The 23,608-nt window shown below is 70.9% G+C and carries 16 protein-coding genes; 3 read left to right on the top strand and 13 right to left on the bottom strand.

The features are described from left to right. The first annotated feature begins 3 nt into the window (after positions 1 to 3). Positions 4 to 918, top strand: coding sequence for a bifunctional metallophosphatase/5'-nucleotidase (locus tag R2J75_RS10845; protein WP_243330605.1), 915 nt, complete (start codon positions 4 to 6; stop codon positions 916 to 918). Positions 919 to 1,083: 165 nt separating this feature from the next. Here R2J75_RS10845 and R2J75_RS10840 read toward each other — a convergent pair whose 3' ends face one another. The 3 genes from R2J75_RS10840 to R2J75_RS10830 all read right to left on the bottom strand — a co-directional run bounded on the left by R2J75_RS10840 (position 1,084) and on the right by R2J75_RS10830 (position 9,555). Further along, entirely contained in the window at positions 1,084 to 4,590 is a 3,507-nt protein-coding gene (locus R2J75_RS10840) for a putative Ig domain-containing protein (protein ID WP_316410124.1), read from the bottom strand. A gap of 57 nt (positions 4,591 to 4,647) precedes the next feature. After that, complete coding sequence (locus R2J75_RS10835; protein WP_243330603.1) at positions 4,648 to 7,752, bottom strand: TonB-dependent receptor; 3,105 nt, start codon at positions 7,750 to 7,752, stop codon at positions 4,648 to 4,650. 192 nt (positions 7,753 to 7,944) lie between these two features. Continuing rightward, the gene (locus R2J75_RS10830; RefSeq protein ID WP_316410123.1) at positions 7,945 to 9,555 is read right to left on the bottom strand and encodes an alkaline phosphatase family protein; all 1,611 of its coding nucleotides are present in this window, start codon (positions 9,553 to 9,555) and stop codon (positions 7,945 to 7,947) included. Positions 9,556 to 9,667: 112 nt separating this feature from the next. Here R2J75_RS10830 and R2J75_RS10825 point away from each other — a divergent pair, with 112 nt between their 5' ends. Then, complete coding sequence (locus tag R2J75_RS10825) at positions 9,668 to 11,146, top strand: HAD-IG family 5'-nucleotidase (protein ID WP_243330599.1); 1,479 nt, start codon at positions 9,668 to 9,670, stop codon at positions 11,144 to 11,146. A 15-nt stretch (positions 11,147 to 11,161) separates the two neighbouring features. Here R2J75_RS10825 and R2J75_RS10820 read toward each other — a convergent pair whose 3' ends face one another. From R2J75_RS10820 to R2J75_RS10780, 9 genes are all read right to left on the bottom strand, one after another. Then, entirely contained in the window at positions 11,162 to 12,370 is a 1,209-nt protein-coding gene (locus R2J75_RS10820; protein ID WP_243330597.1) for a glycoside hydrolase family 64 protein, read from the bottom strand. 132 nt (positions 12,371 to 12,502) lie between these two features. Continuing rightward, a complete protein-coding gene (locus R2J75_RS10815; protein WP_316410122.1) occupies positions 12,503 to 14,317 on the bottom strand; it encodes a mechanosensitive ion channel family protein in 1,815 nt (604 codons plus the stop codon). Between the two features lie 39 nt (positions 14,318 to 14,356). Further along, entirely contained in the window at positions 14,357 to 14,812 is a 456-nt protein-coding gene (locus R2J75_RS10810) for a response regulator (protein WP_316410121.1), read from the bottom strand. Next, the gene (locus R2J75_RS10805) at positions 14,812 to 16,473 is read right to left on the bottom strand and encodes a sensor histidine kinase (protein ID WP_316410120.1); all 1,662 of its coding nucleotides are present in this window, start codon (positions 16,471 to 16,473) and stop codon (positions 14,812 to 14,814) included. The genes R2J75_RS10810 and R2J75_RS10805 overlap by 1 nt, the downstream gene beginning before the upstream one ends. 70 nt (positions 16,474 to 16,543) lie before the next feature. Continuing rightward, positions 16,544 to 17,170 (bottom strand): HAD-IIIA family hydrolase, encoded by a 627-nt coding sequence (locus tag R2J75_RS10800; RefSeq protein WP_316410119.1) that lies wholly within the window; start codon positions 17,168 to 17,170, stop codon positions 16,544 to 16,546. A 48-nt stretch (positions 17,171 to 17,218) separates the two neighbouring features. Next, positions 17,219 to 19,036: a TRAP transporter large permease subunit gene (locus R2J75_RS10795; RefSeq protein ID WP_243330568.1), complete on the bottom strand. Its 1,818-nt coding sequence runs from the start codon at positions 19,034 to 19,036 to the stop codon at positions 17,219 to 17,221. Then, on the bottom strand, positions 19,033 to 20,025 hold the full coding sequence (locus R2J75_RS10790) for a TRAP transporter substrate-binding protein (RefSeq protein ID WP_316410118.1): 993 nt from the start codon (positions 20,023 to 20,025) through the stop codon (positions 19,033 to 19,035). The genes R2J75_RS10795 and R2J75_RS10790 overlap by 4 nt, the downstream gene beginning before the upstream one ends. Continuing rightward, entirely contained in the window at positions 20,022 to 20,942 is a 921-nt protein-coding gene (locus R2J75_RS10785) for a TRAP transporter TatT component family protein (RefSeq protein WP_316410117.1), read from the bottom strand. The genes R2J75_RS10790 and R2J75_RS10785 overlap by 4 nt, the downstream gene beginning before the upstream one ends. 128 nt (positions 20,943 to 21,070) lie before the next feature. After that, positions 21,071 to 21,784: an OB-fold nucleic acid binding domain-containing protein gene (locus tag R2J75_RS10780; protein ID WP_316410116.1), complete on the bottom strand. Its 714-nt coding sequence runs from the start codon at positions 21,782 to 21,784 to the stop codon at positions 21,071 to 21,073. A 129-nt stretch (positions 21,785 to 21,913) separates the two neighbouring features. On the opposite strand from R2J75_RS10780, the gene R2J75_RS10775 reads away from it, so the two are divergent. Next, the gene (locus R2J75_RS10775) at positions 21,914 to 22,270 is read left to right on the top strand and encodes a response regulator (protein WP_243330546.1); all 357 of its coding nucleotides are present in this window, start codon (positions 21,914 to 21,916) and stop codon (positions 22,268 to 22,270) included. Positions 22,271 to 22,805: 535 nt separating this feature from the next. Here the strand turns inward: R2J75_RS10775 and R2J75_RS10770 are convergent. Next, a protein-coding gene (locus tag R2J75_RS10770) for an IS5 family transposase (RefSeq protein ID WP_394365836.1) occupies positions 22,806 to 23,548 on the bottom strand; the annotation gives its coding sequence in 2 pieces (ribosomal slippage) (positions 22,806 to 23,314 and positions 23,314 to 23,548; 744 coding nt in all). Positions 23,549 to 23,608: the final 60 nt, after the last annotated feature.

The raw sequence follows: 23,608 nt of genomic DNA, 5'->3' as shown, positions 1-23,608 counted from the left end.
CCCATGGAACGCCGCACCTTCATCCAGGCCCTCGGGGCCGCCACCGCCACCGCCGCCGCGGGCCTGCCGCTCCGCGCGCAGGACGCCTCCGCCACCGGCCGCGTCACCCTCCTCCACACCAACGACACCCACTCCCGCATCGAGCCCTACGGCCCCGGCAGCGAGAAGAACCTGGAGGGCCGGGGCGGCATGGCCCGCCGGGCCACCCTGGTGAGGCAGGTCCGCCGCACCACCCCCAACGTCCTCCTGCTGGACGCGGGGGACGTGTTCCAGGGCACCCCCTTCTTCAACCAGTACAAGGGCCACCTCGACTACAAGCTCATGAGCCTCTGCGGGTACGACGCCGGGACCCTGGGCAACCACGACTTCGACAACGGCGTCGAGGGCCTGGTGGCGGCCATGGAGGACGCCAAGTTCGACTTCGTGAACTGCAACTTCGACGCCAAGGGCGCCCCCAAGCTGGCTGCGCGCCTGAAGCCCTGGATCATCAAGGAGTTCCCCGGCGTGAAGGTGGGCATCACCGGCTGCTGCATCGACTTCAAGGGCCTGGTCTCCGCCAAGAACCACGCCGGCGTCGACTGGCGGGAGCCCGCTGAGGCCCTGAAGCCCGTGGTGGCCCACCTCCGCGAGAAGGAGCGGGTCGACCTGGTGGTGGTCCTCAGCCACCTGGGCTTCGACGTCAAGTCGGCCAGCATCGACGACAAGCGCCTCGCCGTCGCGGTGCCCGGCATCGATGTGATCATCGGCGGCCACACCCACACCTTCATGGACGCCCCCCTGAAGATCCAGAACGCCGCCGGCGAGACGGAGATCTTCCAGGTGGGCCACAGCGGCGTGAACCTCGGCCGCATGGACTACGCGGTCCGGAAGGGCGTCAAGGTCGCCTCCAGCGGCATGGCCCTGCAAGTCCTGGCCTGATCGGCGCAGGACCCGGGAAGACGGATCGATGGATGCGGCAGCATGCATCGATCCGTCTTCCGCTGTACGCGCCTGTCCCGGGGGCGCCGCCGGCCGGAGTGGGCCGGGGCAAAAAGCGAGCGCCCCGGTTGCCCGGGGCGCTCGGTCAGGGCCTGGGGGACCGTCCTACTGGGCGGAGCCGATCAGGGTGGCCTGCATGAGGCCGTTGTTGGTCACGATGAAGAGGTCGCCGTTGCTGTCGGTGGCGACGCCCAGGGGCTGGTAGAGGCTGCCGTTGGACCCGGTGCCGATGGTGCCGGGGGCGGCGCCGATGCGGGCGGCGGCGTTGTTGTTGGCCAGGCCGATGACCGTGGTCACGGCGCCGGTGCCCATGTCGAAGCGGCGGATGGCGTGGTTGCCGCGATCGGAGATCCAGAGGCCCACGAGGGCGCCGTTGGCGTCCCACTGGCCGGCCAGGCCGGTCAGGTAGTTGAACTTGGCCGAGGTGCCGGTGGCGTCCAGGAAGCCGTAGGTGGCCGTGCCGGTGATGCCGGCGAGGGTGGTGGTGGCGTAGGTGCCGGCCGCGATCTTGCGGATCGCGTAGTTGGCGTTGTCGGCCACGTAGATGTTACCGGCCTGGTCGACCACGAGGCCGGCCACGGAGCCGGAGCCGCTGGTGCGGAACCGGGTGGTGGTGAGGGTGGTGCTGTCCACGAAGCCGCTCTGGCTCTGGCTGCCGATGGTCTTGGTGATGGTCGCCTGGCTGAAGGTGCCGTCGGTGCCGCGCTGGACGGTGACCTCGAAGATGGCGCCGCCGTCAACCACGTAGAGCAGGCTGGGATCGGCGGGGCTCACGGCCAGGTTCTGGGGCGCCGTGAGGCCGGTGGCCAGGATCGTGGTCTTGGTGCCGTCGGCGGCGACCTCGGTGATCGTCTTCGCGGTGGCGTCGGCCACGTAGATGCGGCCGTTCTTGTCGGCGGCCACGCCGCGGATGGCGCTGAAGCCGGTGGCGAGCGTGGTGGCCTGGCCGTCACTGATCCGGACCTTGCGCAGGGAGGCGTTGCCGTTGTCGGCCACGTAGGCGTAACCGCCGAAGGCCGCGACGCCCATGGGCGCGCTGAAGCGGGCGGCGGTGCCCGTGTCGTCCACGTTGCCGGGCTGGGTGGCCATGCCGATGGGCGTGGTGACGCCGGAGGCGTTGATCTTGCGGATCGTGCTGTTGTTCACCTCGGACACGTAGAGGTCGGTCCCGATCGCGAGGATGCCCTGGGGGTTGTTGAACTTGGCGGCGGTCAGGGCGCCGTCCACATTGCCGGTGACCGCCACGGGGGCCGTGACGGTGCCCGTGGGCGTGGTGCCGGCGAAGGTGGTGACCACCCCGGTGTTCATGCCGATGGAGGGGACGGTGATCTGGCGGATCACGGCGTTGCTGGAGTCGGCGACCCAGATGACGTCGTTGGCGTCCACGCACATGGAGGCCGCGCCGTAGAAGTAGGCCGAGGCGCCGGTGCCGTCCTGGTAGCCCTGGGCGCCCGCGCCCGCGAGGGTGTAGCAGAGGCCGCTGGGGGTCGCCATCGCGCCGGTGGCGGCGGGGGCGGTCCACTGGATGGCCCGGATGTAGCTGGTGGTCTTGTAGGCCTCGGTGATGTAGATCCAGTTCCCGGCCTTGTTGAAGGCGATGCCTTCGGGGTTGTCGAAGCGGGCGTTGGTGAGGGGCCCGGCCGTGGTCAGGTCGATGTGGCCGTAGCCGGAGGTGCCGGTGGTGGAACCCGCGTAGACCATGAGGCTGTTGTCGCTGAGGCGGAGGACCTTGACGGCGTGCTGGTTGTAGTCGACGAAGACCAGGAAGGCGCCGGTGGGATCCAGGGTCGCCTGGCCGTAGCCGTTGCCCGCGAGGGTGCCGGTGGGGGCGATGGTGGAGGAGGTCCAGACGCCGCCGCTGAGGGCGATCTTGCGGATGGCGGTGTTGCCGAAGTCCAGGACGTAGACGGCGGTGCCGTCGGCGCTGACGGCGATCCCGCGGGGGTTGCTCAGCTGGGAGTTGCCCGTGGTGCCGTCGAGGTTGCCGGCGAAGCCGGGGATGCCGGCGATCGTGGTGACCGCGCCGGTGGTCGCGTCGTAGCGGCGCACGGTGTGGCTGCTGGCGTCGGCGATGAAGATGTTGCCGGCCGCGTCGGCCGCGATCTGGCGGGGGCCGTTGAACTGGGCCAGGGAGGCCGTGGCGCTGTCGCTCATGCCGGGGCCGTTGATGCTGCCGGCCACCGTGTCGAGGCCCATGGCGGGCACGACCACGGACTGGCTGACGTTGGCGGCGCCGTTGACGGCGTTCAGGGTGAAGGTCTGGCGGCGCACCGGGATGACGCTGGTGTTGGTGTTGCCCAGCACGCTCTGGCCGTTGACGGTCAGGGTGTTGGGGGTGCCGGTCAGGACCCAGCTCAGCTTGTCGCTGGCGCCGAACGTGGTGTTGGCCTTCTCGGAGGTGAAGCTCGTGATGGCCAGGGGCGCGGTGTCCAGGGTCACGGTGGCGGGCATCTGGACGGTGCCGCCGGCGACCAGGTTCGCGGTCATGGTGTACGTGGTGGTCGCCGTGGGCGCCACGTTGTAGGTGCCGCTGTGGACGGTCGTGACCACGAAGGGCGTGGTCTGGACGCCCTGGTCGATGGTGAAGCTGGCCACGGAGCTGTCCACGGCCCAGGAGAGGATGGCGCCGCCGTTGGGCCCGATGGTGGAGGGGCTGGCGGTGAGGGAGATGCTGGGCTGGGGCTGGATGCCCAGGAGCAGGTTGGCCGTGGCCGTGCCGCCGCTGTTCGTGGCGGTGATGACGTAGGTCTTGGGGGCGGTGACGGTGGTGGGCTTGCCGGTGATGGCGCCCGTCAGGGCGTTCAGGGTGAGGCCGTCCGGCAGGGCCGGGGCCACGGAGAAGGCCTGCACCGCGTCCCCGGCGAAGGTGGGCGGGGCGATGGTGAGGGGCACGTTCACGTAGCCTTCGACGGGGCTGGCGGCGTAGGTCAGGCCCGAGGGCACGACCGCCAGGACCGGGATCGTGGCCGAACCCGTCGTCGAGACCTTGGCGGCGCTGGTCACCTTGCAGGTGACCGTCATGGAGCCGGCGGCGCCCGCGGTGCCCGCGGAGCCGGAGGTGAAGGTCACCTGGTTGGCCGCGGCGCCGGCGGTGATGGTGCCGTTGGTGATGGACCACTGGTAGGTGGAGCCGGCGACGGCGGGGACGCTGGCGGTGAGGCCGGTGGTGTCGCGGGTCACGGAGGCCGGGGCCGTCACGGGAGCCGTGGGCAGGGCCACGGGGGTCACCTTGGCGGTGGCGGTGGCCGTCTGGCCATTGCCGCTCGTCACGGTGAGGGTGTACGTGGTCGGCGCGGTGACGGCGCCCAGGGTGACCGGGCTGTTGGAGGTCACCTGGATGTTGCCCGGGGAGATGACGGCCGAGCCGTTCGTCGTGGCGAAGGTGGCCCGGGCGTAGACGGTGTCGCCGGTGGTGACGTAGATGTCGTTGGTGGTGTCGGTCTTCTTGGCGTTGGCGTTGCTGGTGACGTAGAAGCCCGAGACGGCCGGGGCGGGGGTGCCCGGCTGGTCCTTGGTGGGATTGGTGCAGCCCAGGGTCGCCAGGGGCAGGGCCAGGGTGAGGCCAGCCGCCAGGGCCAGGGGCAGGCCCTTGAGGGGCGTGGAGATTCGCATGATTCCTCCGGTCATCGCATGGAATGGATTCGTGTCGCGCATGGTCGTCAGGCCCGCCTAGAACCGGGTCTTGAGGGTGAACTGGACCTCGCGGGAGTTCTTGTCCGCGCGGTCGATCTTCCCGAAGTTCGGGCGGTAGCTGTCGGTGGCAGAATCCACGGTCTGCGGGGACGTGGCGTACGTGGTCTGCGAGGTGTACTGGTTGGCCCAGTTGAAGACGTTGAACACGCCGATGATGGCGTCCACGCTGAAGCGCTTGGTGATCCGGAAGCCGCGCTCGATGCGGAGATCGAAGGTCTTGGCGCTGGGCTGGCGGAAGGTGTTGCGGCCGTTGACGGTGTCGATGTACTTGCCGTCGCCGTTGATGTCGTTGTACCAGTAGGCCGTGTAGGGGCGGCCGGTGGTGAAGGACGTCGTGCCGGAGAACTTGATGCCCCAGACCTTGGGGGCCCACCAGGCCAGGACTGCGCGGAAGCGGTGGTCGTTGTCGCTGAGGGTGTAGGAGCTCAGGGGATCGCCGGGGTTCTCGGTGAGGGGACCCGAACTGCCGGTGGAGGTCAGGGTGGCGCGCTCGTTGGAGTTGTTGTCCTCGGCCTTGGAGAAGGTCAGGCTGCCCTGGAAGCCCCAGCCTTCGCTGGACTTCTTGGAGACCTCGAGGACGAGGCTCTTGTAGCGGCCCTCGCCGTCGTACTTGGAGAGGATGACGTCGCCGAAGCCGGAGAGGTCGAGCTGGCGGCCGCGCACGACGGCGGTGTAGGGACGGTCCGAGGTCTTGTTGGACCAGTGGTTCCAGGTGGAGGCGTAGCCGTCGTTGTAGATGGCGCCGCTGAGCGTGGAGGTGCTGCCGTCCGCGTACTGGGCCAGGTTGATGTTCACGGCGTACTGGAGGTTGTAGAACTTCTTGTAGGTGGCCTTCAGGCCCACGGTGTAGCCGTTGCCGAGGTCCTGTTCCACGCCCAGGGACATGGCCCGGGCCTGGGTCATCTTGGCGTTGGGGTCGATGACGGCGACGGTGACCGCGTCCTGGGGCAGGGTGCCCAGTTCGGCGCGGCTGAGGGCCGTGAGGGAGCCGGGCTGGGAGAGGGAACCGCTCCAGCGGCTGGAGGGGGAGAGGATGCCCGTGCCCAGGAAGTAGGGCAGGTAGTTGGAGTTGCTGGAGGACACCGAGTACGACAGCAGGTTGAGGCCGTTGTACATGATGGCGCCGGAGGCGGTCTGGCCGGGGTTGCTGATGCTGAAGTGGCCGTAGCCGCCGCGGATCACGGTGCGGGCGTCCCCGAAGACGTCGAAGCTGAAGCCGAAGCGGGGATCGACGGAGTGGTCGTCAGGCTGGTGATCCAGGCCCTGGAGCTTGGGATTGGGGTTGGGGTTGTCGCTCCAGTGCTCGTTGGTGGCGCGGAAGCCCAGGCTGAGCATCAGGCGCTTGTCCAGGAGGCCGGTGTACTGGGCCTGCATGTAGCCGGCGAAGTAGTCCTCGGTGAAGTCGCTGACGCCGTCGAGGGGGGACCAGCCCTGGGTGTAGGAGACGCCGGTGCCGCTCAGGGTGCCGGCGAACCAGTTGTTGGCGGCGGCGTAGGTCGTGAAGCTCCAGTTGCCGTTCTGGCTGGGCAGGTAGCGGTTCTTCATGTGGATCCGCTGCAGGTCCACGCCGGCCTTGAAGGTCCAGTCGCCCGTCATGTAGGTGACGTTGTCGATGATCTGGGTGGTGAATTCCTTCGTGTTGCGGGGGTCGATGTAGTACTGGCCCGCGTTGATGCTGTAGGAGCCGCCGATCTGGGCGATGCGCACGGGGGCGCAGGTCGTCGAGTTCGGGGTGGTGGGGCGGTCCTCCGTCGCGTACTGGACGCGGAACTCGTTGAGGATGTTGTGGGGCAGGATGGAGTTGACCTCCAGCACCGTGGAGAGGCTGGTGTACTCCATGGTGGACTGGCCCGACCAGGCGACGTCGTAGCGGCGGGTGCCGGGGTAGATGTCGTTCAGGCCCTTGTAGTTCTGGGAGTTGATGCGCAGGGTGGCGCGGTGGGCCTCGTTGATGGTCCAGTCCAGGCGGCCCATGAAGACCAGGTTCTTCTGCTCGTCGGTCCAGGGCCGGCCGGCCTCCTGGGCGAGGGTGGTGCCGGGGGCCGTCGTCAGGAGGGCGCCCATGCCGCCCGTGCCGAAGAACTTGTTGAAGTCGGTGATGGCGTTGCCGGAGGTGGCGGAGGAGTCGACGCCGAAGGCGGGGACGCTGCCCTCGCGGAGGCGGGTGCCTTCCACGTTGATGAAGAAGTGCAGCTTGTCCTTGATGATCGGGCCGCCGAAGTTGAAGCCGCCCTGGGCCTGCTGGTAGTCGCGGGTGCGGGCCTCGAGGGAATTGATGCTGTTCTTGGGATCCCAGGGCACGGGCTTGACGCGCGCCACCATGGAATTGGGCTTGAACATGACGAAGGCCATGCCGCCGAACTCGTTGGTGCCGGACTTGGTGACGGCGTTCACCACGGCGCCCACCGCGTCGCCGTACTGGGCGTCGAAGGAGTTGGTGATGACCTGGAGCTCCTTGATGGAGTCCGCGCCGAAGGTGAAGGGGATGCGGGTGCCGCCGCGCTGCTCGGAGTTGAACTTGGAGTTGTAGCTTGCGCCGTCGATCTGGAGGTTGTTCTGGATGCCGCGGGCGCCTTCGACGGTGGTCCGGTAGCCCTCGGAGTTGGTGGCCGCGCCCGGGGTCAGCTGGACGAGGTCGGTGAAGTTGCGGCTGACCAGGGGCACCGCGTCGATGATCTCCTGGTTGATGGCCGTCTGGGTGTTGATCTGGGCCGTGTCGACGTTGCTGGTGACGCCGACGACCTCGACCACGGCGGAGGCCTCGGCGGAATCCAGGCTGAAGTTCTGGGTCGCCGTCTGGCCCAGGCCCACCCGGACGTTGCTGTCCTTGGCGGTCTTGAGGCCGGGGGAGGTGACGATCAGCTCGTACGACCCCACCGGGAGGAAGGGGAACTGGTAGTCGCCGCGACCATCGGTGCTGATGGTGCGGGTGAAACCGGTATCCAGGTTGCGGATGGAGACCGAGGCGCCCTGGACAGCGGAGCCCTTCTTGGACTTCACGTTGCCCCGGAGCGCGCCGGAGGTGGTACTGGTCTGGGCGGTGGCCACCACTGCGCAGGCCAGGGAGGAAAGCAGGATCAAGCAGGGCTTCCTTGTGGACATCTGGACTCCTTGGCGAACTTAAACGACTCCGGGACCCGTCGGGGAACCCGGCGTGGAATGTGGATCGGTTGGTGTGTCAAAGACGATAACACACTCGTTTTTCGAAGGTTGAAAGGATCGAAATATTTTTTCCTCGGATGGTAACAAATATTCAATATGAGCTTTTCGGGCTCATTTCGCGTCCAGTCGCAGGGGCCGCCCATCCACGGGCTCCAGGGGGGCGATGCCCAGCTCCTGGGCCACGGTGGGCGCCAGGTCGATGATCCGCACGGGCTCGGTACGGATGCCCGGCCGCCAGGGGCCATAGAAGAGGAGGGGGACCCGCCGGTCCGGATCCTGGGGGGAGCCGTGCTCGGCCAGGTGGCCGGGATCGTGGATCACATACGGCGCCTTGAAGGCCAGGAGGAGATCCCCGGACCGCGTGGGCACGAAGCTGAGGGCGATGCGGGCCTTCAGGGAACGGTCGGCCGGCGCCTGGGCGGGATCGGGCCGCTCCAGGGCCAGCTCATCGGCGGTGAAGGCCCCTTCCACCTCGGGCAGGGACCGGGCGAGGCGGACGGCCTCCTGGAGGACCTCCGCCCGGGCCCGCCCGGACTGGGCGAGGGCGAGGGGATCGAGGTAGAGCTGCTGGCCCGAGGAGGGCAGGAACCAGGGCCGGGCGCCGCCCAGGCGCCGCTGGAGTTCCTGGTTGAAGGTCCGGGCCCAGGCGTCCGCGTGGAAGCGCTGCGCCGGGACGCCCCGGGCCGCCATGCGCTCCGGGAAGTCCCGGCCGCCGTGGTCGGCGGTGAGGATCACCCAGGCGTCGGGCACGTCCTCGCGCAGGGCCTCCAGGAAGATGCCAAGCGAACGATCGAGCCTGACCAGCTGGTCCTCCATTTCCGGGCCGGCGTTGCCGAACCGGTGGCCGATGTAGTCGGTGGCCGAAAGGCTGACGGCGAGGAGATCGGTTCCGGGGCCCCGGCCGAGGCGCTCCTCCCGGAGCAGCACCCGCGCGGTCCCCAGGATGGCCTCGTCGAAATAGGGGGAGGCGCGGAAGCGGTCCCAGAAGGCGGGGTCCAGGGGCGCCTCGGCGGCGCGGAGGACGCGGGGCAGGCCCAGGTCCACGCGCTTGCCGGCCACGGTCCAGGTCTCGGAGGGCAGGGCGGGGCGGCCCGGGGCCGGCTCCCAGACCAGGGGCCTGGCCTGGAGGCCCGCCATCAGGCCGGCGTTGTGGGTCTGGAGCCAGGCCGGGAGCTGCTGGGCGTAGGCCCGCGACGTGGTGAAGCCGGTGCCCGCCACGAACCAGTAGACGCCCCGGGCCCGGTGCCCGGCCATGAGCACCGCGGCCCGGTCCTTGCCGGCGACGGCGAAGCTGCGGCTGTCCTCGAGGGACGCGGCCATCCACTCTCCGAGGGTGGTCCCGGCCAGGGAGGCCGGGCTGGCCCCGGGGCCCTTGCCCTCCACGAGGGGGGCCCCGTCGTCGCGGACGCAGTAGGTGGCCTTGCCCTGGCTCCGGTCCAGCCAGGTGTTCTCCGTGATGCCGGTGTGCATGGGGTGGCGGCCCGTGAGGATGACGGAATGGCCCGGGCCGGTCTCCGTGTAGCCGTGGTCCTGCCAGGCGTTGGTGAACACGGTCCCTTCGCGCCAGAGACGGCCCAGGCCCCCGGGGAGGTCGCGGGACCTGCGCGAGGCGAGTTCGGCGGAGAACTGGTCGACGGAGATCACGACCACGAGCGGCGGCCGGGGCGGCGCGGCGTGCAGGGCGAGGGCGAGCAGGGCGCCCAGGATCGGAGCGGTGCGCATGGTGTCTCCAGGGACTTTCGCGGGCGGAGCCCACTTTTCAACTATGCCGGGGCGCGCGGCCGTCGCGCGAGTAAAACCGGCGTGACGCGGCTCCGGGAGGTATCCTGGATCCATGCACGCATCAGCGGATCCTTCCTACCAGCCCCTACGCAGCCGTGGCGTCTTCTGCAACAGGACCCTGAATTTCAGGTCCCTCCACGCCATCGGGTACGACATGGACTACACCCTGGTCACCTACCGGGTGGAGGCTTTCGAGCGCCAGGTGTACGAGTACGCCCGGGAGCGGTTCCTGGAGCAGGGCTGGCCCGTGGGGGATCTCCGGTTCGAGCGGGACATGGTGGCCCGGGGCCTCGTCATCGACACCCAGCTCGGGAACGTCGTCAAGGCCAACCGGTTCGGCCTGGTGCGCCGGGCCCAGCACGGCACGGAGGCGCTGCCGTTCCAGGACCAGCGGGTGGTCTACGCGGCCACCCAGGTGGACCTCTCCGAGGCCCGGTGGGTCTTCCTGAACACCCTCTTCTCCCTTTCGGAGGGCTGCCTCTACGCCCAGCTCGTGGACCTCCTGGACCAGAGGCTCCTGCCCGGCGTCCTGGGCTACCGCGACCTGTACGAGCGGGTCCGGGAGGCGGTGGACGCCCAGCACCTGGAGGGGCGCCTCAAGGCGGAGATCGCCCGCGATCCCGAGCAGTGCGTGATCCTGGACCCCGAGACGGCCCTGACCCTCCAGGACCAGCGCCACGCCGGCAAGAAGCTCCTGCTGATCACCAACTCCGACTGGACCTTCACGTCGGCCATGATGGCCTATTCCTTCGACCGGTTCCTGGAGCCGGGCACGACGTGGCGCGACCTCTTCGACCTGGTGATCGTGGGGGCCCGCAAGCCGGAGTTCTTCACGTCCCGCGCGCCGTTCTTCCAGGTGGTCACGGAGGACGGCCTGCTCCGGCCCGTGAACGGCCCCCTGCAGCCGGGGGTGGCCTACATGGGCGGCAGCGCCGCCCAGGTGGAGAAGGACCTGGGGATCAGCGGCGACGAGATCCTCTACGTGGGCGACCACATGTTCGGGGACGTCCACGTCAGCAAGGCCACCCTCCGCTGGCGGACCGCCCTGGTCCTCCGGGAGCTGGAGGAGGAGGTGGAGGCCCTCGAGGCCTTCGCGGGCGCCGAGCGCGTCATCAAGGAGAAGATGGAGGAGAAGGAGCGCCTCGAGGCCCAGTTCAGCCGGACCCGGCTGGCCCTCCAGCGCCTGCGGGCCGGGTACGGCCCCCGGGGGCCGGAGACGGTCCACGAGCTGGAGGCCCGGATGCAGGAGCTCCGCGGGCGGCTGCTCCCGCTGGACGCCGAGATCGCCCCCATGGCCAGGGCGGCCGCGGAGCTCACCAACGGCCGCTGGGGCCTCCTCACCCGCGCGGGCAACGACAAGAGCCACCTGGCCAGGCAGGTGGAGCGGTACGCCGACGTCTATACGAGCCGCGTGTCGAACTTCCTGCATGCGACGCCGTTCGTGTACCTGCGCAGCCCGCGGGGAAGCCTGCCCCACGACCCCACCAGCCCGGGCGCCGCCGCCGCGCCGGAAGGGGGCACCGAAGGATGATCCGCCAGTCGGGCATCAGTCGATCCTGAAGGCGATGCGCACGATCCTGGGGTCCGCCGCGTTCACGAGGGTGGAGCGGTCGTTGACGTCGTCGTAGGCGAAGCCGTAGGCCTTGCCGCCGATCCCCTCGGCATGCCAGAAGGCGGCGTAGCTGTTGGCGGGGGAGGCGTCGTAGTCGTCGCCGTCCTCGCGCCAGTTCAGGGGGCGCTCCAGGGTGTGGCGGTTGATCATGGCGCCGAGGAGGGCCCCGAGGACCCGCTCCGTCGCGTTGCCTTCCGTGAGGGGGCCGTCGCAGCGCCAGGCCTCCCGCGTGGTGGGCATGCGGCGGATCACGTAGGCGCAGGGATCCCCCTCCCGGCGGAAGACGAGGCGCCCCAGCTCATCCACGCGGCCGGTGAAAGTGCCTTCGTCGGGGGTCAGCACCAGGGGCTCCCGGCGGTACCGGTCCCACATGTCCCGGATGTACCGGTCCAGGTACGTGGTCAGGGGACCCTTCGTCACGTGGCCCGGGGCCATGATCCGGAGGCCCCGGTCCTCCAGGTCCGCGAAGGCGGCGGGCAGCTTCTCCCGCCAGGCGTCCAGGATGTCGCTGCGCCGGCGGGCGAGGCCGACGGGTCCCGCCGTGGCGCCGGAGCCCTCCACCACCTCCAGGGTGATGGGCAGGCCGAACTGGTCCACGCACGTGGTGTTGCCGTGGAAGCCGCTGCCGTCGAGGGCGAATTCCATCCAGTCGAATGTGGTGTCGGCGTTGGGGTCGGAGGGGTTGGTCACGTCGGGCTGGACGAGGCCGCCCGTGGCCTCATCCACCCGGAGCCACAGGGGCTGGCCGACGCTGAGGTAGAGGCGGGCGCCCCGCAGTTCCCGGGCCCGGTCCACGTCGAAGCTCCGGAGCCGGGCCAGGGGGATGGAGTAGGGGGCCCAGAGGGCGCCGCCCCTGGGGATGGTGTTGTCGGCGGCCCCGCAGGGCACGAAGCGCCCCGAGGGCGCCAGGCGCAGGAAGCGCCCCTGTTCGTCCACGGCCGTGACCGTCACGAAGATGGGGGTCGACGCGGCCTCGCCCCGGCTCCGGTTCAGGAGGACGAACCGGGCCGGCGGCGCCGGGGCGGCCTTCACCGGGGAGGGCTTCGCGAGGGGGGCCGCCGCCGCGGGGGCCAGCAGGGCCAGGCTCAGGCAGAGGCCGCGGAGGCGGGCTTCGGCCCCGCCTCCAGAGAGGGATGTGCGCATGTAGGCTCCGTGACGCGGGCGGGCCCCGTCCAGGAGCCCCGCCCACGGGGACCAAGGTGCTGCCCAGGCGGAGGGCTGGCAAGCCCGCCGGGGGCAACTGTGACCATTGACCCGGCCGCCCGCCGTGGGGCTTCAGGCCTCGTGCTTGCCGTGGAGCAGGGCCACCACGGCCTCGTTCAGCTCCCGGCGGAGCTCGTTGCGCTCCTGGGCGCGGGTGATGTAGCGGACCCGCACCTGGACGCCCTCGGGGGCCGGGACGACGCTGATGCCCGGCTCCAGCTTCAGGCGGTTGGAGGCGGCGCCCCGGTGGGAGAGCTCCCACTCCTTGAAGGCGAGGGCGGCGTTGGGGGCGGTGCGGGCCTCCACGAGGGCGCGGATGGCCTCGACGAAGGGATAGGGATCCCGGCCCGCGGGGGCGGTGACGTTGAGCTCGTCCCACATCCACTGGCCGGCGGAGGAGAAGTTGAAGAAGTGGCCCTCGAGGGCGAAGCTGTTCACGAAGCTCACCACGCGCCCCGTGGGGTGGCCCGCGTCGTTCCAGTTGCCGGTCTCCAGGAGCAGGGTGCGCATGAGGCCGATCTCGATGACCTCGCCGCCCACGCCCTTGATCTCGACCCAGTCGCCCACGTGGATGCCCTTGGGGCCCACCAGGATGAACCAGCCGAAGAAGCTGATGATGAAGTCCTTCAGGGCCACGGTGAGGCCGGCGCCGGCCAGGCCGAAGAGCGTGGTGAGCTGGCTGGGCGTGCCCAGGACGATGAAGGCGATGGCCACGAGGCCGATCACCACGGCCCCGAACTTCACCACCTTGAGGTTCCGGCTCACCCGCTTGCGCCCGGCCACCATGGCCGAGAACACGGCCTCGAAAATCCGATCGGCGAACCAAACGAGCACGACCACGGCCAGAATCCAGCCCAGCAGGCGGATGATGAGGTGGAGGGTGGCGCGCGCCTGGTCGCCCACGAGGGTCCGCCAGTCCCGGTACGTGTCCGCCAGCTGGCGCTGGTCCTGGATGCGCTTGCCCAGCTCGGCCAGGGAGCGCTGGTCCTCGGTGAAGTGCTTGAGGGTGAGGAGGGTCGCCCGGGCCGTCTCCCGGGAGGTGCCGGCCGCCAGGGTGGCTTCCTTGGCGCCCCGGGCGAAGCCCTTGGCCTGGGCTTTGATGGACTCCCGGTCCTCCTGCTCCTGGGCCACGGTCTGGGCCAGGTCCTTCTGACGGGCCGAGAGCTCCTCGGCCTTGGCGAGGGCCTCCTCCCGGGCGGCGGCCAGCAGGTCGGCCTTCCGCCGCAGGGCGGACCACCGGCTCAGGTGGTGGAGCAGGCTCCCCGGCTGGAAGCGGGCGCCCGCGTCCGCGCCTTCTTCCGCGGGTTCCTTTTCGACTTCGGCAAAGCTGGCCTTCAGGCGGCGGATGCGGGCGCTGGGGTCCGCGCCCAGCTTCTCCAGGGCGTCCGCGGTGGCCTCCAGCTCGTCCTTGTCCAGCTCGAGCTGGGCCTTGGCCACGTCCAGCTGGTCCTCCACGTCGTCCCGCTGGTCCAGGCCGGCGCCGGCCAGGGCCTTGGTGAGGCGGGCCACGACGCGCTGGCCTTCGGCGACGGCGGCCTCCTGGGTGTCCTTGCGGCCCTGGAGGTCCCGGATCTCCGGGGTGGAGGGAACGGGCAAGTTCGCGGCCCGGCGAAGGGCGTCCGCGAAGGCCAGGTCCACTTCGTGGTCGGCGATGCGCTGGGCGTCGTGGGCGAGGGGCTTCTCCTCGGGGGTGGCCACCAGCAGGGTCAGCCGGCGCGCCGTCTTCACGGGCCGCTGGTCGACCGAGCCTTCCTCCCGGACGGCGGGGGCCGCTTTCCGGGCGGGTTTGGGCGCGCTCCCGGCCTCCTGGGTGAGGTGCAGGCCGACGCCCACGGAGGCGGCCAGCAGCACGAAGAGGGAAACGGGAAGCAGGTGGCGGAGGTTCATGGGCGGTCCGGAAGACCCCCCATGATAGCCCGGCGGGGCCTATCCGGGCTGACGGGCGGAGACGGTCCGGTTCGAGGTGAGCCAGAAGTGGGCGAGGGTCTGGACGGTCTCCACGAAGTCGGGGAAGTCCACGGGCTTGACCACGTAGGCGTTGGCGCCGGCCTCCTGGCAGGCCAGGATGTCCTTCTCGTGGTGCGAGGACGTGAAGACGACCACCGGCAGGGATCGCTGGGCGGCGTCGGCCCGGAGGGCCCGGATCACGTCGACGCCGTCCATGCCGGGCATCTTGAGGTCCAGGAGGAGCAGGGCCGGCTCGCCGCCCTCCCGCTCACGCCAGGGGCCCCGGCGGTACAGGTAGGCGAGGACCCCCTCGCCGTCCTTGACCACGTCGGCGCGGACAGCGAGGCCGCCCTGGGCCAGGGCGAGCTGGACCAGCTCCACGTCCCGGGGGTCGTCGTCGGCGAGAAGCATCCGGTGCGAGGCGCGGGCGGACATCAGGCCTCCGGGCGGCAGGGGAGGGTGAAGTAGAAGGTGGCGCCGGCCCCTTCCTCCCCGGTGGCCCACACGCGCCCCCCGTGGCGGAGGATGATCCGGCGCACGTTGGCGAGGCCGATGCCGGTGCCCTCGAAGCGGGAGGCGGGGTGGAGGCGCTGGAACACGCCGAAGAGCCGCTGGGCGTTGCGGGGATTGAACCCGGCGCCGTTGTCGGCGACGAAGAGGATGGTCTCCCGGTCCCGGCTCTCGCAGCCGATGCGCACCGCGGGATCCGGCCGCTCCCGGGTGAACTTGATGGCGTTGGACACCAGGTTGGCGAGGACGCTGCGGATGAGCACCGGGTCGGCCTCGACCACGGGGAGGTTGGTGATGTCCCAGGCGATCTTGCGGTCCCCGGCCTCCAGTTCGAGGGCGCGGACCACCTCGGGCACCATCAGGGCCAGGTCCACGCGCTGCTTCTGGATGGGCACCCGCCCCGACTGGCTGAAGACGAGGAGGGCGTCGATGAGGCTGCCCATGTGCCGCCCGGAGGCCGTGATGGTCTCCAGGAAGTGGGCGGCGCGGCTTTCCGGGGGCGCGTGCATCTCCTTCCGGAGGAGTTCCGTGAAGCCGATGATGTGGCGGAGCGGGGCCCGGAGGTCGTGGGAGACGGTGTAGGAGAAGGCGTCGAGCTCGTCGATGGCCGCCTGCATCTCCACGCGGCGGAATTCCAGGTCGGCGTTGGCGTCGTGGAGGGAGAGCTCCATGCGCTTGTGGGTGAGGGCCGACACGAAGATGGAGGCCAGGGTCTCCATGCGCTCCAGCTCCTCGTCGGCGTAGGGGTCCCGCTTGTTGGCCAGCCCGATGAACCCGAGGATGGTGTGGCCCTGGACGAGGGGGGTCCCCAGCTGGCGTTCGAGGGGGAAGGGATGGCCGGGGAGGGTGTCCGGGGCCGTCCGGTGCAGGCTGCGCCGCTCCCGCACCACGTCGGCCCAGAAGCCCGTGAGGGGGATGTCGGCCATGCGGGCCAGCACCTCGGCCTGGGCCCGCGCCCCGGTGGGCATGAGGTCGTGGATGACCGCCAGGGCCTGGAGGTTGCCCAGGGGGTTGATGATCCCCACGAAGCCCACGGGGCTGCCGGTCAAGCGGCAGGCCGCGTCCAGGAAGGTCGAGGCCAGCTCGGCTTCGGTCGGGGCGTCCAGGGCGCTTCGGAAGAGCCCGCTGATGGTGCCCTGCATGCGCTCCTGGGCGCTGAGCCGGGCCTGGGCGGCCCGGGGTTCGGTGATATCCCGGAAAAAGACGGCGATCTGGCCGGGGACCGGGCTGTGGGCCCGGATCCGGAAGGGCCGGCCCGCCCGCGGGCAGTAGGCTTCCGTTTCCGTGGCGGCCCGGGTCAGGCCCACGGCGGCGTGGACGACCCCCCACAGGGGGGAGGCGCTGGCCACCTCCGAGGCCAGACGGCCCATCACCTGGGCCCGGCGGAGGCCCGTCAGGCGCTCGAAAGCCAGGTTCACCTCCAGGAACCGGGTGTCCACCGCCGCGCCCCGATCGTCCAGGACCAGCTCCTGCAGGGCGAACCCCTCGTCCATGCCCTGGAGCAGGGCCAGGAGGGCCACTCCGTCCTGGTGGGCGGCCTGGAGGGCGTCCTCATCCGTGACGCGGGGGCCTTCGGGGGGCTGCATGGAAGGATCTTATTAATATTTTGTTAATTTGTCATCCTTCCGGGCCGCCGCGCAAGGGGGAACCTGGCCCTCAGGCCTCCGAGAGGCGGGCAGGCAGCTCCGCCAGGCGCTCGATGGCCAGATCCCAGGCCTCGGCGCGGGGATCCCCAAAACCGAACCGGCAAAGGCACCGGCGGAGACCGGCTCGCCGGCCGGCCTCCAGGTCCGTGCAGTGGTCGCCCACCATCCAGGACCGGGCGGGGTCCGCGTCCAGGGCCGCCAGGGCCTGGACGAGGGGGCGGGGGTCCGGCTTGAGGGCGGGGGCGTCCCCGCCGGCCACGACGGCCCCGAAGCGCGCGGCGACGCCCAGGCCCTCCAGGATGGGCAGGGTGAACGCGCGGGGCTTGTTGGTCACCACCCCCAGGCGGAAGCCCGCCGCCTCCAGGGCCGCGAGGGCCTCCGCCGCCCCGGGGTAGAGGCGGGTGCGGTCCAGCAGGTGCGCCGCGTAGTGGCCGTGGTTGAGGGCCAGGGCCTCCTCGAGGCGCTCCGGGCACTCCGGCAGGGCCCGGGTGAGGAGGGCCCGCACCCCGTCGCCCACATAGCCCGCCACAATGGCGGGGTCCAGGGGCGGCAGGCCCAGGTCCCGGCGGGTGAGGTTCACGCCCAGGGCGAGGTCCTCCCGGGAGTCGACGAGGGTTCCATCCAGATCGAAGAGCACGGCGCGCATCCGTCCATCTTAGGACCCTGGCCGCGCAATTGAAGGCCCCTAGCCTTTGCCCAGCCAGCGCGGGAGGGCCAGGGACAGCGCCGGGGCGTAGGTGATCAGGAGGAGGCCTCCGCCGAGGATGACCAGGAAGGGGAGGACATGGCGGTAGAGCCGGGGCAGGGGCGTCCCGAAGCGGCTGGAGGCCAGGAAGAGGTTCAGGCCCGCCGGAGGCAGCAGGAAGCCCAGTTCCAGGTTGGCCAGGAAGATCACCCCCAGGTGGACGGGGTGGATGCCGAAGGTGGCCCCCAGGGGCGCCACGATGGGGGCGAGGACGACGATGGCGCTGTAGATCTCCAGGACGCTGCCCAGGACCAGGAGGAGGACATTGAGGGCCAGGAGGAAGAGCAGGCGGGAGTGCACGTGGGCCTGGGTCCAGGCCAGGAGGGCGTCGGGGACCTGGGCGTCCACGAGCCAGGCGGTGAGGCCCATGGCCACGCTCAGGAGCATCAGGACGGCGCCCATGAGGGCGGAGGCCTTGAGGAGGACCCCGGGCAGCTGCCGGATGGGGTGGATGTCCCGGGCCAGGAAGCACTCGGCGGCGATGGCATAGGCCAGGGCGCAGGCGGCCGTCTCGAGCATGGTGGTGCGGCCGCTTGTGAAGAGGCCCAGGATCAGGACCGGCAGCAGGAGCTCCCATTTGGCCGCCCAGGTGGCGGCCAGGGCCTCCCGGAGGTGGAAGGGGGTGGGGGGCCGGATCCGCCGGCCCGCCAGGATGCCGTACGCGGCGGTGAGGGCGAGGAGGAGGAGCCCCGGCGCGAGGCCGGCCAGGAAGAGCCGGTCCGCCGACACCGCCTGGTCCCGGCCGCTGGCCACGAGGGCGTAGAGGATGACCGGCAGGCTCGGGGGCAGGAGCAGGCCCAGGGAGCCGGAGGCGGTCACCAGCCCCAGGGAGAAGCCCTCCCCGTAGCCGTCCTCCCGGAGCATGGGGTAGAGGAGCCCGCCCAGGGCGACGATGGTCACGCCCGAGCCCCCGGTGAAGGTGGTGAAGACCGCGCAGACGGCGGCGGCCATGACCGCCATGCCCCCCGGCAGGAAGCCCACCCAGGCCCGGAAGCACCGGACCAGGCGCGCCGAGGCGCCGCTCTCCGCCAGCACGTAGCCCGCGCCCGCCAGGAGCGGGATGGCCGGCAGGGTGGGGGAGGCCACGAGCCGGTACACCTCCGCGGGGACGGCGGCCACCGGGGCGCCCTGGGCGAAGAAGAGGGCGAGGGCGACCCCCGCCATGGCCACGAAGATCGGGGTGCCCGCCAGCAGGGAGAGGGCGGCGAGGCCGGCGAGGACGTACGCCACCGCAGCCTGGCCGGAGGTCATTAGGGCTGGGGCGAAGGCCAGGGGGATGGCCAGGAGCCCCGCCAGACGCCCCCGCCAGCCACGGGCGGCGTGCCAGGCGAAGACCAAGGCCATGGCCGCCAGGGCCAGGGGCATCATCAGGTCCAGGGTCCAGGCGGGGAGGCCGATCTCCAGGATGCGGCCCTCGGCCCGGTTGGCCTGGACCACCTGCCAGGCGGCCCAGGCCAGCACGGCCGCCACGCCCGCGGAGAGGGCCGAGGCCAACCAGCGGGCGGCCCGTCCCGGCAGACCGTCCCCGATCCAGGCGGCGGTGGACAGGGTGAGGTGTTGCCGGGCGGCCGCGGCGGCGAGGCCACCCGCGAAGGTGAGCCAGAGGGTGAGGACCTGGACGAGTTCCGCGCTGCCGGGCAGGTGGAAGCCCCCGGCCCGTCCCAGGGCGTCCGCGAGGGGCAGCCCCATCAGGAGGGCGAAGCTGGCGACGAGCACCGTCCCCACCGCCCGGCGGAAGAGGTCCGGGAGACCGCTCACCGGCGCCGTTCCTTCCGGAGGGCGTCCCGGGCCGCGAGGGCCTCGTCGTAGGCCGGGGCCGGCACGTAGTCGCCCCGGATCCGGTCGTGGGCCCCCCGGAGCATGGCCTCCCACTGCCCGCGGGCGGCGGCGTCCACGGGGACCACCTTGAGCCCGGCCCGCTTCAGGGCCTCCAGGTCCGAGGCCTCGCTGGCGGCCATGTCGCGCCGCAGGCGCTCCGCGGCCTCCTGCGCGGCCTTGAGGAGGGCGGGCCGGACGTCGGCGGGGATGCGGTCCCAGGCCTCCCGGCGCACCACGGTGGCGGCCAGAATCATGGCCCAGCGGAGGTCCGTCATGTGGGGCGCCTTCTCGTGGTACCGCATGAGGAGCACCACCTGGGGCGACGTGAGGAAGGCGTCCAGGAGCCCTGTCTGGAGCCCCGTGGTCAGCTCGGGGGCCGGCGCCGGCACCGCGTTGAAGCCCGCCGATTTCCAGATCTCCAGGGTGTGGGCGTCGCCCTGCCACTGGAAGAGCTTCTGGCGCCTCAGGTCCTGGGGCGAGGCCACCGGGTGGCGGGAGAAGAACCGCACCCAGCCGCCGTCGGCCCAGTTGAGGATGACGAAGCCCTTGGCCGCGAAGGCCCGCTCCAGGCCGGGCCGCATGCGGTCCAGGACGCCGTAGACCTCGCCGGGGCCGTCGAAGGCCAGGGGGATGCTGAGGGCGTAGACGGAGCGGTCGATCTCCGCCAGGCCGGGGGAGGCCAGGACGGCGCCCTGGAGCTGCCCCAGGCGCATCTTCCGGATCACGTCGCCGTCGTCCCCCATGCGGCCGCCAGGGTAGAAGGTGACCTTCACCCGGCCCCCGGAGGCCCGCTCCCAGGTGTCCCCCATCTCCTTGAGGATGCGGAACCAGCTGGAGTTCTGGGGCACGAGGGTCGCGATCTTGAGGGGCACGGGCTGGGCGCCCAGGGCCAGGGCGAGGCAGAGGAACCCGAGGGCGGATCGGATCATGGGGGCGTCTCCGGGGCGTCGAGGAAGAGGTCGTTCATCCGGGTCAAGAGCCAGCGGGCCCGTTTCTGGGCCACGAGGATCGCCACGCGGCGGGCGGGGTCCCGGTCCGGGTCCACGGCCAGGGCCTCCCGCAGGTGGCCTTCGAAGGCGCGCCGGTCCTGGGCCTCCAGGTCGAGGGATTCGGCCAGGGCCACGTGGGTGGCGGCGTCGAGGCCGCCGGAAAGGCGGAGCGCCTCCTGGAAGGAACGCCGGGCGTTTGCCGCCGAACCGCCGGCCTGCAGGTGCGCGGCCTCCCAGGCGCCCCGGAAGGCGTGGAGGGCGCCCCCGTTCCAGGTGGGGTCCAGGGCCAGGGCCCGGTCCAGGAGCCCCTCGATGCGCGCCTGGTCGCTGGCGAGGGCCGCGTCCGACACATCCAGGCTGAAGGCCGAGGCCCAGGCGGCGGCGGTCCAGTAGAGCAGCGGTACCTGGGCCCGCGCGGCCCGGGCCAGGGTCCGGTCCGGATCCGTGGCCAGGCCGGCGGAAAACCCGGGCAGGGCCACGTCCAGGCCGCGCAGGCCGTAGGCCCGGGCGCGCAGGTGGAGAGCCTTGGCCCGCCGGCGCAGGTGGGCCGCCCGGGCCGGATCCCCCGCCTCCGCGTAGTCCGCCTCGTCCTGGACGAAGGCGCGGGCGTACTGGGCGAAGCCCGAGGCCGCCGCCAGCAGCAGGCCCGGGTGCCGGGGCCGGGCGTCCAGGAGGGACTCCACGGTCTTGAGGGCGAAGGGGGTGGCGTCCCGGACGAGGTCCGGATCCGGATCCGACGCGAAGGTGCCGCCCCCCTGGGCCAGCGCGTCCCCGACGCGGTCCAGGGCGGCCTTCCGGAGGGAACAGCCGGTGCCGAGCAGGAGGCTGAGGATGCACACCATGGAGCGGGGGGGCATGGCATCACCTGGGGGCCCCCAGCATGACGCCAAGGGGTCCTCCTGCCAAGCTGGCATTGCGGGCCTCGGAAAATTCCGGGACCGAAGCCGGGGGGGAGGTCCCTGCCGGGGCCTCCCCCCCCGGCGGACTACTTGGTCAGCTTGGCTTCTTCGATGATCACCTCATAGGTGTAGCCCGCGCCGAAGTCCTTGGCGAGGCGCACCACGCCCTTGGCGGTGACGAGGTCGCCGACCTTGCAGGTGTCCTGGGTGGTCACGGTGATGTCGTTGTCCTTGGCCGCGGCGGAGCCGCTGCCGTCGCGCAGGTGGAGCCAGTTGCGGCCCATGATGCCCTCGTTGTACTTGACCACCTTGCCGCGGACGGTGACGGTCTTCTCCTTGAGGCCGGCCTTGCCCTGGACGATCTCGGCCACGGTGCGCGCGTCGGCGCCGGAGGCCTTGGCCACCTTCTCGTCGGGACCCGCGGGGGCCGGAGCCGGGGCCGGGGCGGCCATGCCCCCGCCTTCGCCGCCCGCGCCGGCCAGGGTGCCCATGTGCAGGTTCTCGAAGGTGCGCTTGAGGCTGGGGGACTCGAAGCGGTCCATGCGCATCTGGACCTGGAGGGTCACCGTCTGGCCGGGCTTCACGTCCGCGGCCGGGATGGCGGCCCAGACGTCGCCCTGGGGGGCCTTGAGGCGCAGGTAGGTGTAAGGCGCCGCGGGAATGACCTCCTGGACGGTGCCGGTGAGGGCGCCGGGGCCGGCGGGGGCCTGGACCGGAGGCGCGGGCTTGGAGCGGTCGCAGGCGACGGCGGCGAAAAGGAGGGCGGCGGAAGCCGCGAAAAGAACGGGGGATCGGCGCATCAGGGTGACTCCGGTGAAGGTTCCGCGGAAGCGGTCCTCCAGGATAACCAGCCGCGGGGATTTCTGGGATAATGGCCCCCCACGGGCCGACGATGCGCCGGCGCGAACCCCCCTGGCCTCGGAGCCCCCATGAACATCCTCCTCGTGGACGACGATGAACTCATCCTTGCCTCCGTCCCCAGCCTGCTGGAGGTGCTCGGCCACGCCGTGGAGACCGCGGACCGCGGGGCCAAGGCCCTGGCCCGCCTCGAGGCCGGCCCCGATCCCGACGTGGTGATCCTGGACGTGACGATGCCCGACATGGGCGGCGTGGAGACCCTGGCCCGCCTCCGGGCCCTCAAGCCCGGCCTCCCCGTCCTCCTCGCCACCGGCAACGTCGACGCCACCGTGGAGGAGGCCATCGCCCGCGACCCCAAGGCCAGCGTCATCCCCAAGCCCTTCACCCTCGGCCAGATCCGCCAGGTGCTCCAGGACGTGGTCGCCTAGGGCAGGTCGATCGAATCACCGGAACGATCGTGTCCCGTTCCTTCGTAACGGCAAGGGTAAGTACAGAACCCGTACGCCGGGTGCGCCGAGAGGCCGAGTTTCGCTGAGCCAGCTTCGCGATCCACCGCGCCGCCCCATGCCGCCCAGGCCCTGGCCCGCTGCCGCGGGCCGCGATGCTGCGCATCGCTCGGCTGGGGGCTCCGGGCCTTCCGCATGCACGCCTGTGGGTGCCCTGCGCCCCCAGCCTTGGACGGGCCTGGCCTCAGCCGCCTCGGTAACCCTCGGTTTCGGGAACACTCGCCGGCCTCCAGGAACCGGTCCCGCACCGCCGGAGGGGTTCTTTACTTAGAAGGGTAACAAAACCGACGTTTGCCGCCGGTGATTACCGTGCTTCATCTCCTCCATCCCAGCCATCGGCGTTCATCCCTGTTACGCAGGGCCGAGGCACGGATGGGTCGGCGCATGCGGGTCATGGGCGCGCCTACCCATGCAATCACTGGCCCTGCGTAACAGGGATGAACGCCGATGGCTGGGATCAACGGGGATGGGGCTGGGGGCAACTTCCAGCGCACGACCATCCCAGGGCAGAGAAGCAGATGCGGCTGGCTGCAACCTTGAGGAAGGCCAGGTGGATCTCGGCCCGCCTTTCGTAGCGGACCATGAGGCGCCTGAAGGGCTTGAACCATGCGAAGGTCCGCTCGACTACCCAACGATGCTTGCCAAGCTTCTCTGCGGTTTCCACCCCGCGCCGCGCAATGCGGGAGAGCATGCCCCTGACTCTGCAGGCCATCCGGCAGCGGCGGAAGTCATAGGCCTTGTCGGCGTGCAGTTTCCTGAAACGCCGCCGGGGGCGCCCACGACCATGGCGAAGCCCTGGCGCGGCATCGATCAGCTTCTCGAATGGAACCGAGTCATGCTGGTTCGCAGGCCCCACCAGCACCGCCATCGGGATTCCATTGGCATCGGTGATCAGGTGGTGCCTGGTCCCGTTCTTCCCTCGATCCGTGGGGTTCGGGCCGATCGTTTGGCCCCCCTTTTTGCCCTGATGCTTGAAGCATCCAGGGCGCCGCGCTCCCAATCGATCCGGCCTGCGTCGTTCAACTCCTCGAGCAGGATTCGAAGGAGGTCGTCCCACACGCCGAGGTCATGCCACGCCTGGAGACGGCGCCAGCATGTCATGCCACTGCCGCAGCCCATCTCCTTCGGCTTCGGCGCGGGCGGAGGCAGCAGCGGAGCGATGCGTTTCCAGAGTTCAGAGGGCAAGATTTCACGGGCCATCCAAGTACACTGTGCACGCATTCCTTGATGTACAAGGGGCTTTGTTACCACTTCTTACCC

The organism is Mesoterricola sediminis, assembly GCF_030295425.1.
In the GTDB taxonomy this organism is placed as follows: Bacteria; Acidobacteriota; Holophagae; order Holophagales; family Holophagaceae; genus Mesoterricola; species Mesoterricola sediminis.
The sequence above is the reverse complement of the archived record's forward strand: the minus strand, read 5'-3'. Positions and strand labels throughout refer to the sequence as shown.